The organism is Hymenobacter sp. YIM 151500-1 (assembly GCF_025979885.1).
Classification (GTDB): domain Bacteria; phylum Bacteroidota; class Bacteroidia; order Cytophagales; family Hymenobacteraceae; genus Hymenobacter.
The window spans coordinates 1797976-1811664 of sequence record NZ_CP110139.1; the positions used below are offsets into that span (position 1 = coordinate 1797976).

General features: G+C 65.3%; 13 protein-coding genes. 8 read left to right on the forward strand and 5 right to left on the reverse strand.

Annotated elements, in window-relative coordinates; genetic code table 11:
* Window positions 1–83: 83 nt before the first annotated feature.
* Window positions 84–1139: a flippase-like domain-containing protein gene (locus OIS53_RS07440; RefSeq protein ID WP_264681766.1), complete on the reverse strand. Its 1056-nt coding sequence runs from the start codon at window positions 1137–1139 to the stop codon at window positions 84–86.
* Window positions 1140–1236: 97 nt separating this feature from the next.
* On the opposite strand from OIS53_RS07440, the gene ruvC reads away from it, so the two are divergent.
* The gene (gene ruvC / locus OIS53_RS07445) at window positions 1237–1869 is read left to right on the forward strand and encodes a crossover junction endodeoxyribonuclease RuvC (RefSeq protein ID WP_413775181.1); all 633 of its coding nucleotides are present in this window, start codon (window positions 1237–1239) and stop codon (window positions 1867–1869) included.
* A 100-nt stretch (window positions 1870–1969) separates the two neighbouring features.
* Here ruvC and OIS53_RS07450 read toward each other — a convergent pair whose 3' ends face one another.
* A complete protein-coding gene (locus OIS53_RS07450) occupies window positions 1970–2776 on the reverse strand; it encodes a PhzF family phenazine biosynthesis protein (RefSeq protein ID WP_264681767.1) in 807 nt (268 codons plus the stop codon).
* A 197-nt stretch (window positions 2777–2973) separates the two neighbouring features.
* Here OIS53_RS07450 and OIS53_RS07455 point away from each other — a divergent pair, with 197 nt between their 5' ends.
* The 4 genes from OIS53_RS07455 (at window position 2974) to OIS53_RS07470 (ending at window position 8093) form a co-directional block, all read left to right on the forward strand.
* Complete coding sequence (locus OIS53_RS07455; protein ID WP_264681768.1) at window positions 2974–3525, forward strand: RNA polymerase sigma factor; 552 nt, start codon at window positions 2974–2976, stop codon at window positions 3523–3525.
* Entirely contained in the window at window positions 3522–5117 is a 1596-nt protein-coding gene (locus OIS53_RS07460) for a hypothetical protein (RefSeq protein ID WP_264681769.1), read from the forward strand. Before OIS53_RS07455 ends, OIS53_RS07460 begins: the two co-directional genes overlap by 4 nt.
* 48 nt (window positions 5118–5165) lie before the next feature.
* Entirely contained in the window at window positions 5166–6128 is a 963-nt protein-coding gene (locus OIS53_RS07465) for a hypothetical protein (protein ID WP_264681770.1), read from the forward strand.
* A gap of 414 nt (window positions 6129–6542) precedes the next feature.
* The gene (locus OIS53_RS07470; protein WP_264681771.1) at window positions 6543–8093 is read left to right on the forward strand and encodes a T9SS type A sorting domain-containing protein; all 1551 of its coding nucleotides are present in this window, start codon (window positions 6543–6545) and stop codon (window positions 8091–8093) included.
* A gap of 85 nt (window positions 8094–8178) precedes the next feature.
* Here the strand turns inward: OIS53_RS07470 and OIS53_RS07475 are convergent, their stop codons facing one another.
* The gene (locus OIS53_RS07475; protein ID WP_264681772.1) at window positions 8179–9315 is read right to left on the reverse strand and encodes a spore photoproduct lyase family protein; all 1137 of its coding nucleotides are present in this window, start codon (window positions 9313–9315) and stop codon (window positions 8179–8181) included.
* A gap of 394 nt (window positions 9316–9709) precedes the next feature.
* Between OIS53_RS07475 and OIS53_RS07480 the strand changes: the two genes are divergently transcribed.
* A complete protein-coding gene (locus tag OIS53_RS07480; protein ID WP_264681773.1) occupies window positions 9710–10267 on the forward strand; it encodes a 2'-5' RNA ligase family protein in 558 nt (185 codons plus the stop codon).
* On the opposite strand, the gene OIS53_RS07485 is transcribed toward OIS53_RS07480, so the two are convergent.
* Window positions 10264–11217 carry a hypothetical protein gene (locus OIS53_RS07485; protein ID WP_264681774.1) on the reverse strand — a complete coding sequence of 318 codons (954 nt, stop codon included), beginning with the start codon at window positions 11215–11217 and terminating at the stop codon, window positions 10264–10266. The two genes, OIS53_RS07480 and OIS53_RS07485, sit on opposite strands and share 4 nt — an antisense overlap.
* An 82-nt stretch (window positions 11218–11299) precedes the next feature.
* Window positions 11300–11731, reverse strand: coding sequence for a BLUF domain-containing protein (locus OIS53_RS07490; RefSeq protein WP_264681775.1), 432 nt, complete (start codon window positions 11729–11731; stop codon window positions 11300–11302).
* A gap of 275 nt (window positions 11732–12006) precedes the next feature.
* Between OIS53_RS07490 and pncA the strand changes: the two genes are divergently transcribed.
* Both pncA and OIS53_RS07500 read left to right on the forward strand, forming a co-directional pair.
* Window positions 12007–12597 (forward strand): bifunctional nicotinamidase/pyrazinamidase, encoded by a 591-nt coding sequence (pncA, locus tag OIS53_RS07495; protein ID WP_264681776.1) that lies wholly within the window; start codon window positions 12007–12009, stop codon window positions 12595–12597.
* A gap of 199 nt (window positions 12598–12796) precedes the next feature.
* The gene (locus OIS53_RS07500) at window positions 12797–13339 is read left to right on the forward strand and encodes a GNAT family N-acetyltransferase (RefSeq protein ID WP_264681777.1); all 543 of its coding nucleotides are present in this window, start codon (window positions 12797–12799) and stop codon (window positions 13337–13339) included.
* Window positions 13340–13689 lie beyond the last annotated feature (350 nt).

The window sequence follows — 13689 nt, forward strand, 5'->3', positions numbered from 1 at the left end:
CCGAAACCGAAGCATCTGCAGCAGATACACGGCATTAACCGCCAGCAGCGGCAAAGCCGGCAGCCATTTCAGCAGCGGCAGCATCAGGCGGCGGGCACCGGGGTGGGCCGGGCTTTTCGGCGTTTGCGCAGCACGCGTAGCCGCAATACAAACCCCAGGCCGGCGGCGCTGGGCAGAGCAATGTTGAGCACCCACAAGCTCAGGCTGGCGCTAAGCACCGGCAGCACCGGCTCATTCAGCAAACCAAACAAGTGAGTGGCCGACAGCTCCCGCACGCCCACGTCGGCCAGGGCATTGAGGGAGGGCACCAGGGACTTGAGCAGGAACGTGCCCGCCACGGCCGCCGCGCCCGGCCCCAGCGGGGCCTGGCAGCCGTAAGCCAGCAGCAGCAGCCCGAACTGCACTCCGAACACCGCGTAGCGCAGCCCCGAAATCAGCAACACGCCGGTTAACAGACGGGCCGGGTACGTGGGCATAACGGCCAGAAACGGCCGTAGCCGCCGCAGCACGGGCACTGCTGCCACGGCTCCTACCACCAGGCGCGAGTAGTACAGCGGCAGCAGAATTGCCGCGTTCAGCAGCACGGTGGCAGCCACCACGCCAGCCTGTACGGCGGGGTAGCCCGGCAAGGCAAACCGCAGCAGAAAGTACAGCAGCCCCAGCGTGCCGGCCGCCACCGTCACCACCAACTGGCAGTAGCGGCCCAGGAACACGGCCCCCAGGGCATCGAGGCGGCGGCTTTTCAGCTCCATGATGCGGCCGGCGTAGTCGCCCACGCGGTTGGGCGTCACGAAGCCCAGGGTAAGGCCCACCAGCACCGCCCGGAAGGCCCGCCGGAACGACACCGCCTCCAGATGCCGGGCCAGGCGCCACCATTTCCAGGCCTCCAGACCCCAGTTGAGCGGCACCAGGGCCAGGGCCAGCAGCACCGGCCCCCGCCCCTGCCCGCTGAGCGTGCGCGCCACCAGCCCCCGCCACGCGGCGGCCGTAGCGGCGTCGGCCACGATGGAGTGCCACAGCAGGCCCAGGGTAAGCGCGGTAACTAGCAGCTTGCCGGCCACCACCAGCCCGCGCCGCCGCGCCAGTGCGGGTTCTTCCGCGTTTTGGACGTAGTTTTGTAGGTGGGGCCTGGGCAACATGACGGCGGATTAACTAGCTTCGGCAAGTTACGCCATCAGGGGCCGAGAACAGCAACCAAGACCCCCTGAGCCCCCAAGACCCTAAGCTCCTATTCCCTTGATTCTGCCCCTTGCTTCCTCCGAACTGCTGCCCAAAGTTATTATGGGCGTCGACCCCGGCACCCAGGTCATGGGCTACGCGGTGATTGAGGTGCAGGGCCAGCGCGTAACGGTGCTGCGCTACGACGTCATCGACATGAAGAAGCTGGGCACCAACCACGCCCTCAAGCTGAAGAAAATCTTTGAGCGGATGGTGGAGCTGATTGAGGAATTCCTGCCCGATGAGCTGGCCATCGAAGCGCCCTTCTACGGGGCCAACGTGCAGAGCATGCTCAAGCTGGGCCGGGCCCAGGGCGTGGCCATTGCCGCCTGCCTTTCCCGCCAGATACCCTACGTGGAGTACGCCCCCACCAAGGTGAAGCAGTCAGTGACGGGCACGGGCACGGCCACCAAGGAGCACGTGGCCCACATGCTGCGCCAGACTTTGCAGCTGCCACCCGTGGAGCAGGCCTCCAAGTTTCTGGACGCCACCGACGCCCTGGCCGTGGCCCTGTGCCACCACTACCAGAAGGGCAACAACGTGAAGGCCGGCGGCAAAAGCTGGGGCAAGTTCCTGGCCGACAACCCCGGCAAACTGGCCGCGCCGGTGGCCGGCAAGAAAGTCCCGGCGAAGAAGAAGCCCGCAGCCTGAGCAGCCGGCTTCTTTTTGCTGATAGGAACGGTTCTTACGTCGGCCAGACGTCCGCAGTCCACCCCGAACGCCCTCGGACGCAGGGTGTTGTCGCCCGGTTCTACACTTCGGGCACCTCGATTTCGCCCCGCAGGTACGTCACGGCGTGGCCGCTCATCAGCACCCGGTCCTGGCGCAGCTCGCACCACAAGTCGCCGCCGCGGGCCGATACCTGGCGGGCGTGGAGGTGGGTTTTGCCCAGGCGCCCGGCCCAGTAGGGCACCAGCGTGGTGTGGGCCGAGCCCGTTACGGGGTCCTCGGGCACGCCCACGCGCGGCCCGAAAAAGCGCGACACGAAATCTACGCCATCGGTGCCGGGGGCCGTGGCAATAACGCCGCGGTACTCTACCCGCTCCAGCTGGGCTATGTTGGGGTGCAGGGCGCGCACCTCGGCCTCGGAGTTGAACACGCACACCAGGTCGGGGCCGGCCAGCAGGTGCAGGGGGGTGGCCCGCAGGCCGTCGAGCAGGCCGTCGGGGTGCGGGCCGAGGGGCTGGGGCGGCCGGGCCGGGAAGTCGAGCGTGAGCCGGCCGGCTTCGGCCTGGCTTACCCGCAGGGGGCCGCTTTTCGAGTGAAACACGATTTCGGGGCCGTCGAAGCCCAGATGGTGGTAGAGCACGTGGGCCGAGGCCAGGGTGGCGTGGCCGCACAGCTCCACCTCCACGGTGGGCGTAAACCAGCGCAGCTCAAACTCGCCGCCACTGTTGGCGCGGGGTACGAAAAAGGCGGTTTCAGCCAGGTTGTTTTCGGCGGCTATGGCCTGCATGGTGGGGGCGGGCGGCCACTCGTGCAGGGGGCACACGGCGGCGGGGTTGCCGGCAAACGGACGGTCGGCAAAAGCATCGACCTGGTAGAGAGGCAGCAGCATACGGCGGAAGCAGATGGCCGCGGGGCGGCGGTGGATACGTGCGTGGTGGCGAAGCTACGGCTTTGGCGGCTAGTATGCAGCGCTGGCCGGCCCCGCAAAATATTTTCGGGGCCGCGCAACCCACCCCGGAGCAGGCCGGTCATGGGGGCAGACTGCTAGGTGCACGACCTCCTTCCCGCTCCCTATCTTTCCACTCTATGGCCGAACCGATTGATGCGCTGGTCGAAGGTTGCCGGCGGGGCCGGCCCGCCGCCCAACGGGCCCTCTACGAGCGGCTGGGCTATCAGCTGATGGGGGTATGCCTGCGCTACTGCCCCTCCAGAGCCGAAGCCGAAGACGCCTTGCAGCTGACTTTCGTCAAGATTTTCACCCGCCTTGATCAGTTTCGCAACGAGGGCCCTTTTGAAGCCTGGGCCCGGCGGATTGCCGTCACTACCTCCCTCCACCTCTGGCACCAGCACCAGCGGCGCGGCCTCCACTTCGACACCCAGGAAGCCGAAGAGCTGCACCACCCCGACGGCACCCCGCTCGACCAGCTCTCGGCCGACGATATTCTTCGCCTGCTCAACACGCTGCCTCCCGGCTACCGCACCGTGCTGAACTTGTACGCCATCGAGGGCTACTCCCACGCCGAAATCGGGGAGTTGCTGGGCATTTCGGAAGGCACCAGCAAGTCGCAGCTCTCCCGGGCCCGGCGCCTGCTGGAGGAGCGCCTTCACCAACAGGCTTCAACTCCTTCATTGCCATGACCGACCACGACTCCGAAAAATTGTACGATGAGCTGCGCCGCCGGCTGGAGGGCTACGGCAGCGCGCCGCCCGAGTCCGTGTGGGCCGGGATTCGGCAGCAGGTGCCCGCCCGGCGGCCGCGGTGGCGGCCACGGGCGCTGCTTTTGCTCGTGGGCACGGTTGTTTTGGTTTGCCTCACGGTGGGCACGCGCCGCTGGCGGGAGCAGGCGGAGCGGCCCGGAGCCCGAGCCGGCGCCTCCCGCACTTTCTCAGCAGCCCCTACTGGTTCGGGTTCCGGCCTTGCTTATCCGTCTTCGCCCCCACCGGCTACTGCTTCCGCTCCAGAAATTTCTTTAGCTCCCGCTAAGCCGGCAGATGTTAGGGCAGCCAGTCCAGTCAGCCCACAGGTTTCCACCAAAGCAGCAGCCCCGGCAGCCCCGCCGGCTGCGGCCGAACAAGTCCCGGGCGGCACCTCAGCCACGCTACCTACTGCCGCCATACCCGCCATTGCTCCCACTCTGCCGTCTGGCGGCAGCCCCTCCGACGACCAACTACGCGCGCCGGCGGCCGAGGCCTTGCTTCCGGAACGGCACCCTGGCAAGCGTGTAGCTGCTGCCCGCCGCCCCCGGCGTTTCCGGGACACCAGCACGGCTGGCACCGGCCTACTGGCGTCCGCGCCGGGCCTGAAGGCTCCGCGTGCTGCGCAACTAGCAGCTGCCCGTAAAAGCCGGCTATTGGCAGAAAGCCCCGCCACCCGGCAGCGGAGCCGCGCCATTCGTGCCGAAAGCTCGTTGCCAGCTGACCGCCGCCCGTATGCTAGTGCTCCGCAAACTGCTGGCCGTGCCTGGGGTCAGCAGGAAGCCTTTAGCAACTACGAGCCGCTGGCTTTGCTCGTGGTGCGGCCTCCGCAGGCGGCGCCGGCACCGCCGGAGGTTCAGCCCATTAACCCGCCCACGAGCCGGCCTACGCGCCAGGAGCTGAACCTGCGCAACTGGAGCGTGCAGGCCGGAGCCGGGGCCGGCCTGACCTATCGGCTCCTGGGGCAGCCCCGCACGGCGCTGGAACGGCTGGAGCGGCCTGCCCTGGGCCTGACCGGGCAGCTGCTGGCCGCCTACGCCTTCTCGCGGCAGCTGACGGTGGCCGCGGGCCTGGGCTACGCCGAGTACGCTACTTCGCTGCGCTACCAGCTGAAGAAGGATTCGGTGGAAACCCTGGAGCGCCGGGAGTTTCGCAACGTGTACCGCTTCTTCACCTTGCCGGTGCAGGCCCAGCTGACGCTGCGGAGCACGCACCGGTGGCGCTACGGCCTGCTGGGCGGCGGCACGGTGGCCGTGTTTGCCGGGGCCCGCACCACCGAAGGCTCGCCCTGCAACTGCTCCCAGCGCCAGTGGAGTAGCGGGTCCGGCCCTTTCCGGACCACCAGCTTGCTGCTCACGGCCGGCGCCTTTGCCGGCTACCAGGTGGCGCCGGGCCGGTGGCTTACGCTACAGCCCCAGGGCCAGCTCTTTCTCACCTCCCTTACCGACCCGGCCACGGCCCGCGCCCCGCGCCGCCCGTGGGGCCTGGGCATTCAGGCCGGCTACAGCTGGGACCTGGCCCCGCGGGGTCGGTAGGGCGCTGTTTTGGTCTTTTTCACTTATTCATTTCTAACTGGTTATCCAATGAAACGATTCCTGCTGCTCGCTCTGCTTGCCCTGCCGTTGTTGCCCGCCTGCCAGTTTGACGCCGGCGTGGTGGCGTGTGAAGATGGCACTACCCCCGGCCCCAGCCCAGTGCCTCCCGCTACCTTGCAGGAGCTGCGCCAGCAGCTGGGCGCCCCCGCGCAGTCGTTCACCTACGACCCCACCCGCGTGAATACGTTCACCGGCGCCAAAGGCACCGTGGTAACCATTGCGGCCGGTGCGTTTCACCGCAACGGCCAGCCCGTGGCAGGGCCGGTGCCGATGCACGTGCGCGAGATTCTTAGCCGGGCCGACATGGTGCTGAGTGCCGTGCCCACGGTCTCGAACGGGCAGGTGCTCCAATCGGCCGGCGCGGTCTTCGTTGGCCCGGCCCAGGACTCCAGCTTACAGCTCGGCAGCAACTCCCAGATTCGGCTGCAAGTACCCACCCCGCCCAATGTGCCCCGGCGCGACTCCATGAGCCTGTTCGTAGCTCCGCCGGCTACAAACGCCACTGCCTGCTTTAACTGGCTGCTGAATACTACCCCAGGTTCTTTTCTTCGGCCCACGGCTGCCGGCAACGAAATCATCATCGGCAACGCGCTGTACAACCAAGGCATCCGCTGGTTCAACTGTGACCGGTTCTACGGCACTCCTGCGCCCGTTACTATTACCGTGAACGTGCCGGGCAGCAACATCGACCCACGCCGGAATACGCTGGTGTTTGCCGTGTTCCGGGCTTTCAATGGGGCGCTTCAGCTGTGCACCTTCTCCCCGCCCAACTCTTTCCAGGCCAGCAGGCTTCCGCTGGGACAACCCATTAGCGTCGTCGTCATTCGGACGGTGGATGGCAAGCTGTACTACGGCCGCCAGGATGGCACCGCCCAGGCCGGCCAGGTTTTCACCCCGCAGCTAAGCGAAACAACCACTACGGCGCTGGTAGCTAACTTGAACGGTTTATAGCCTGTTTGGCTTCCGGTTCAGCTTGGCTTACTGATAGTTGCGCTGCCACTACTTTCAAAAAAACGCCCAGAAGTTTGCGCCACTTCTGGGCGTTTTGCGTATTCCCCGAGTGAAGTACAACGCACCCGGAAATGAGCTGCTCCCCACACCTGAGGACGAATGGCCGGACAGCTCTTCAGCCGGCTGAGCTGCCGGCCCTAACGGCACAAGAGCCTGCGACGATTTGACCACAAAACGGCTCTTCTGCTATACCTAACGCCAAATAGGTAATATTTTGTGGATTAATAGGAATTAAATAAGTATTTTCTCGGAGAAATGTCCAATATTTGTGCTTCCCATCTCCTATGCCTCCCCATAGGCGCCCCAATTACGAGTGCTGCAAGAAACCTTCCTTTCTACTTTATGCCTGAAGTGATGAAAAAACTAGTACTTACGCTGGCAGGTCTGCTCGGAGCAGCCACCAGCTTGCTGGCCCAACTGCCCACCAATAGTTTCGCCGTCACGTCGGCTTGCCCCGGCAGTGCCCGGAATCCATCCGTGCTGAGCGAGGTGAATACAGATGGCACTCTCACTACTATTGGAAATATCCGGGCTGGCGGCAATAACATCATCGTAAACGGCCTGGGCTACGACAATGCTGACCCTACGGCGCTGTTTGGCATGCGGGTGATACAGCCTGTGACGCTGTCCAGCGTGCAGATTCCGCCCACACTCTACCGGATCAACCTGACTACTGCCCAGGCCGACAGCCTGGGACCAGTAACGCCGCCTCCTGCTCCCACCCTTCCCCCCGTTACCTTTCCAGAGTTCTTGATTGATGAGGTTGAGCTAACGTTCAACTTCATCGGAGACGGCGGACTTACCTCTAACTACTTTGTGGGCGGAGCTACCTTCCGCATTATCCTGGGCGCGGGCGGGCCCCGCGTCTCCGATTTGCGCTTGTACGTAGGGGAAGTGCAATTGCCCAGCGCTGGCGTCCGCGCCGTGACAGCGCCCGTGTGGCGCCAGTTGAATACGTCTGAACCAGGTACGGCAGCAGTTATTGCCGCCTATCAAGCGCAGGTGCAGGTCTTTGTTGCGGGAGGCGGCACGGGCACCGTGCCCGAGGGCGGTATTCAGGACTGGATATTCAATACGAGTACCGGAAGCTTAATCAGTTATCTAGGACAGGAAAACAAGTTTCTGACTATTACCAACCCCGGCTCTAATCCGGTAGCCATCACCACCACCCCGTCTGCTCCCATCAACCCTGGCGACAACATCGGTTCCATGTTCGCGGACCGCAACGGCAACGTCTACGCCGTATCGGCCGACGACGGCACCATTTATCGAATCGACCCCCTTACCGGCAACTTTACGGGACTCCAGTTCCCGAATGTATTGGGCTGTTACCGCGGTGATGCCGTGAGCTTGCCGGGTGCCTTGCCTCTGCCCGTACGGCTGGTTGGCTTCACGGCCCAGGCGCAGGGCAGCAAGGCAGCTCTCGACTGGACAACGGCCTGGGAGGAAAATGTGCGCGAGTTTCGGGTGGAGCGCCGCACCGATGCGCGCACCGCCTGGCAGGCAGTAGCTACCGTGCCGGCCGCCAATGCCGCCCAGGGCCGCCGCTACTCAGCCCTCGACCCCAGCCCGGAGTCAGGGCTCAACTACTACCGCCTGGCGGTTATCGACTTCGACGGCACGACCAGCTATTCGGAGGTGCGCTCTGTGGTGGTGGAAGCTGCTGGGGCGGCGCTGGCTTTATACCCCAATCCCACAGCGGGCGAGTTTACGGCCGTGCTGGGTTCCGCAGCTACGGGCCCGGTGCAGGTGCTGAACAGCCTGGGCCAGGTGGTGCGCGAACTGCCGGCTCAGGGCCAAACGGTAGTGCGCGGCACCCTCGACAACCTGCCCGCCGGCACTTACCTGCTCCGCACCACCGGCAGCCGTACCCCCACCACGCAGCGGCTGTTTCTGATGCGTTAAGTTTTGAGTTACCAGCTATAAGCCCCCAAGCTGCAAGCATGTTCTGGTAACTTGCTTGCAGCTTGGGGGCTTACAACTTGTAGTTCTACGTCCAGTACAGTACCGGGGCGTGGGGAAAGCGGCGCTGCCACTCGGCGTAGAAGAACTCCTTGAGCGTGCGCATGTCGTCGGGGCGATACACGTACTTCAGCCCCCCGAACTTATTGCGCTTCACGGCGCGGGTGCTTTCGTCGAAATCGAGGGCGTGGTTGGGGTACCACTCCTGGAGCACGTCGCGGGAGCCGGGCGTGAAGCGGTGGGTGATAAACTCCACGGTCAGGTCGCACGGGAAGTCGAGGGCCGCGGCCAGCTGGTCGAGTAGCTGGGTGTAGTGGGCCCGCCACTCGGGAATGGGCATGATGGGAGCCAGTACCACCCCCACCGGGTAGCCGCCCCCGCCCTGCTCCCGCGGCAGGGCCAGCTGGCGCAGGGCCTGGATGCGGGCCGCCACCGGCGCCGTGCCGCCCTCCATGCGCCGGGCCACGGGCTCGGCGTTGAGGCTGACGCGGGCCCGCGTACGGCCCTGGTGGGGAAGGTTGAGCAGCTGCTCTACGTGCTGGTACTTGGTTACGAAGCGCAGGTGCGCCCCTTGGCGCGGCCCGAAGTAGCGGATGCACTCGGCCAGGCTGCCAGTCAGGTGCTCGATGCCCAGCACGTCGGTGTAGCAGCTCACCTCGAAGGAGGTGACGCGGCCGGGCTGCTCGTACTGAGCCGTGTTCTGGAGCAGGCGGGGCAGGTTGGCAAACACCTTCACCACGGGCGGCCCTTGCAGGCTGCCGGCCAGGTAGCAGTACTGGCAGTGGGCCGGGCAGCCCTCGGCCAGGTTCATCTGCCAGTCGGCGGAGGGCGGCGTGGGCTGTAGGCGCAGGGCCCCGGCCGGGGCGTTGACCACGGCCAGCGTGTTTTTGGCGTTGCGGTACGTTTCGCGGGCGTCGGCGCCGCGCAGGCCGGTAAGGCGGTTGGCCTTGAGCACTTCAACGGGCAGGCCGTGGTCCTGCACCCGCGCGTAGATCTGCTGGCCAAACTCCTCCTGCAAAGCATCGGGCGTGAACAGCACCCGCTTCGGCAGCCACAGCTTGCCGGCTGGCGGCAGGTTCGGCGCGGAAGCCGGTACCACGGGCGGCGAATTCAGCACGGGAATCGGGTCAAACAACGAGGGAGTTTCCGGAGCGGATACCAGCATCAAAACGGCAGAAGTAGTGTCGGCTGGATAACACCCGCGGCTCTGCTTTAGGTCCTTCTCTTGACGATAATACCTGAGTTTTTCGGCATAGAAACGCATTTTTTACTGGTGCAGCTTCGCTGAAAGGGCTACCTGGCTGGCAGCTACTGGCGCGAGTTTAGCGCAGCGTAACTCGTGCCGACTATGCCGGGAGGCTGTGCCTCCCCACGCCAGAACGACCGACGCCTGCCCCCAACAGCCCGGTTCCGGTTTGCCGCTGGCGCGGCAGTGGAGGCTCAGCCTCCACCTCATGCGTAGGCACGAGTTACGCTGCGCTAAACTCGCGCCAGTCAAAACTGCTGTAGCTGGCGTGGCCTATCCTGCGTACAGGCTGACAGTCCACACTCTTTCGCCTGTGCCTGTATCCCTCTCCTCCATCTCCGCCCCGCTGATTCTGACCCTGCGGCTCGACCCGGCCGCGCAGGCTCACTTCGACGAGCTGCGGCAGCGCCACTTTCCGCCGGAGCGCAACTTCCTGGCCGCCCACGTCACGCTGTTCCATCATTTGCCGGGTGAGGAAGCGCCGGCCATTACCCGGTTCCTGACTGAGTGGGCCGCGAACCTTGCCCCCCTGACCCTGCGCGTGGCGGGCCTGCGCTTCCTGGGCCGCGGCGTGGCCTACGACCTCGCCAACGACGAGCTGCTGCGCCGGCACCGGGAGCTGCAAACCGCCTGGGCCGCTTGGCTCACGCCCCAGGACCAGCAGCGCCTGCGGCCCCACGTAACCGTGCAAAACAAAGTAGCCCCCGACGTGGCCCGCACCCTGCACACCCAGCTGGCCGCCGACTTTCAGCCCTTTGAAGTGCAGGCCACCGGCGTGCAGCTCTGGGCCTACCGGGGCGGCCCCTGGGAGGCGCTGCGAGAAGTTGCGTTTGGCCAGCCGGCTCCGGCCACCACCACAAGCAACAACTAAGGCTTCTTCGCCGGGGCAGCCGGCTTGATGGTGTGGGCCAGGGCTTTGAACTGAGCCACCGTAACGTCCCCGTTTTCCGGGGCAGCAATGCCTTGCAGCACCACGGCCGAAGACCCGATAATCGTCACCTGCTGATACAGCAGCACCGGGCGCCCCTGCTGCCGGGCCGGGCCCTCGGTTTCAAACGTTACCAGGTCGTTGACCTTAACTGAGGAGGTGCGGCGGGCGCGGTAGTCACTCAGGCCCGCCATCCGTTCCAGCTGCTCCTGGCTGATGTCGGCGGCCGTGCGGGAAGGATGGTAGGGCACGGTGCGAACGACAAGCACGGGGCCGCTGGCCGACTCAGCACTTCCACTCAGCGCATACTCGTAGCGAGTGGCACTGGCTTTTTTCAGCGTGAAGCCGGCCTTCTTCTCATCCAGCACAAATACGGCTCCGGCCGAGGGGGCAGCAGCGTTTTTCTCGTACGCCGCCGACAGCAAAGCCTGGCGCACGGCCGCGCCGGTGGCGGCGTCGGGGGCGGGGTAGCGGCCTACCAGCAGAGCGGCGAAGGTGGAGTCGCCGAAGAGCAGCTGCACCGAGGAGGGCGCCCCGGCCTGCTCCAGCTGTACCAGCCGCGCCGGGTAGCCTTGCACCGTTAACTCCTGAAAGTCAACCACCCGGGCTCCGCGGGCCTCGAAGCGGGCCTTGCCAAACCCGGCCGCGTGCTGGTAGAAGCTGGTGCCCGCCAGGTCCATCACCTGCACCACGGCCTCGCCCTTGCGCAGCCCCGTAAGCCCGGCCGATGGCCCAAAGCCCACCGGCGGCACCAGCCACACGTGCGTGCCCGCCACCTGCCGGTGCGCGGCCGAGGGCGCAGCCGAGGCTTGGGGTTGGGCCTGAGCCGCGGCAGCAGAGCCAGCCAGCACCACCATCCCGGCCACGCGGGCTATCCATGCTGCCTGTATCATCGGTTGTTTGTTTTGCCCTGGCCTGCCGCCCCCGCGGCGGCGGGCCGGGGCGCAAGGTAGGCAGCGGGGCGGGGCCGGGCAACTACCACGGCATGGCGGCCTGCTCATTCACAAACGACCTGAGCAGGTTGGCCAGCTCCTCGTCGCAGCCGCGGAAGCGGGAGGCCAGCTCCTCGGACTGTTGCAGGTCGAGGTAGCCCCGCACCCGCGTAAAGGCGGCTGGCTCCAGCGGCACGTACCCCATCGACCACTCCGTGAAGCAGCGCTGCGGAATGGGGCCATCGGCCAGCTTGACTACGTGCACGTGACGGTAGTTGCGCTCAATCCGCTCAAACAGGGCCTGCACTTCGGCCTCTCCGCCTTCGATTATCTGCAAAAACTGCCCTTCCGAGTACAGCAGAATGCCCGTAATGCCCTGGCTGTGGTTGTAGGCCCGCCAGTGTTGCAGCAGTTGCCGCAGCTCGGCGTCGGATAGAGGGGCGGTTTCGGCGCTTTGGTAGATGATGTGGTGCATAGCGTGACGAGAAAAAATAGGGGTGAACAGCCTGCTTACCTGGCTCCGCTCCGTTCTTTCTCGCCCGCAAGTTGTTCAGCCACATTCGGCGGCAATACTATATAGTTCTATTTTTTGTTTTATCAAAGCAATTTCAACGGCCGGATATGCAACGCTTCTGCTGGCCGCCTGCCGGCTCTGGCTTGTTCTGCGCGGCCGGCCGGCGGTACGGGGCGGGTTTGCGCGTTTTGGCTCGTACTTTTCGGGCTGATTATCCGGTTTCACCTCTGCTTCGTATGCGCGCCCTGCTCCTGATTGACGTTCAACCCGACTTTATGCCCGGCGGCGCCCTGCCCGTGGCGGGCGGCCACGAGATTCTGCCCCTGGTAAACGAGCTGCAAAACCAGGCCGAGCTGGTGGTAGCTACCCAGGACTGGCACCCGGCCACCCACCAGAGCTTTGCCAGCCGGCACCCCGGCCGCCAGCCCTTCGACCACATCAGCCTGCACGGCCTGCCCCAAACCCTCTGGCCCGACCACTGCGTGCAGGCCACGCCCGGCGCCGCCCTCCACCCCGGCCTCGACCAGCACCGCATCGAGGCGGTGTTCCGCAAGGGCATGAACCCAGAAATCGATTCGTACAGCGGCTTTTTCGACAACGGCCACCGCAAAAGCACCGGCCTGGCCGACTACCTGCGCGGGCGCGGCGTGCGGGAAGTGCACCTGGCCGGCCTCGCCGCCGACTATTGCGTGTACTACTCGGCCCTGGATGCCTTGCAGGAAGGCTTTGCCGTGGTGCTGCACGAGGCGGCCACGCGGGCCATTTCGGCCGAAGGCTACGCCCAGGCCCGGCAGGACCTGCTGGCCCGCGGCGCGCAGGTGCTATAGCAACAGTAAGACAGCGCCGGGCTATGCTTCCTCCGGTTCTGCTCCGGCCCGGCTTTTGTTTTCGCTGCTGAAACCCGGATAGTGAAGTAGGATAAAATCCGTTGCCGAAGCCCGGCAATGGCGAAGTATCTTTGCGAAAGTTGCACTTCGGCGGCAGGGAGTATGTTTTCCCTTTTTGTCTGAAGTTGCTTTTCTGTATATGATTCGCCTCGAATACTTCACCGCCACTGATTTCGACCAACTGATTTCCTGGATTGATTCGCCCCGCCTGCTCATGAACTGGTCGGGGCCGATGTTCAACTTTCCCCTCACTCCCGACAAGCTGAGCTGGTACCTCGACGGGGCCAACGACCTGGGCTCCTCGGAAGTCTTCGTTTTCAAAGCCGTGGATACAACCACCGGCGCCGCCGTGGGCCACATTTCCCTGGGCAGCCTGAGCCCGAAAAACCGCTCGGCTCGCATCAGCCGGGTGCTCGTGGACCCCGCCACCCGCAGCCGCGGCATCGGGCAGCAGATGCTAACCCAAGTGCTGCGCTTCGGCTTCGAGGAGTTGGGCCTGCACCGCATCGACCTGGGTGTGTACGACTTCAACGAGGCCGCCCTGCGCTGCTACACCCGCGCCGGCCTGCAAGCCGAAGGCCGCTCCCGCGACATCCTGCGCTACGACGACGAGTACTGGAGCCTGGTGGAAATGAGCATGCTGGAACACGAGTGGCAGGCCCGCCAAGCCGCCGTGGCCTAACCTGCGCCGCAGCAACGGGAAGCCACGTAGAGCACTGGCCGCTTGGCACAAGCGGCAGCACGGCCAGCCCCGGCGGGGCGGCATATCGGTAGAAACAAGCAGACGATATTCGTTCAGAGCCCCAGCGGGACGGCACCCATCGTCTGCGGACGGCTGCGTCGCCCCGCTGGGGCTTTCTATATCTTGGATGTTGGCTCTAGCTACCGACATGCCGCCCCGCTGGGGCTGGTTAGGCGGCAGCCGAAGGTAAACTACCGCCCCCAGAAAGCGTAGTACGGGCTACAGCCGCCTCGCAGCGGCGGCACGAAACGCGGACGGCCAGTGTTTCATGCCGCCGCTGCGCGCCAGCC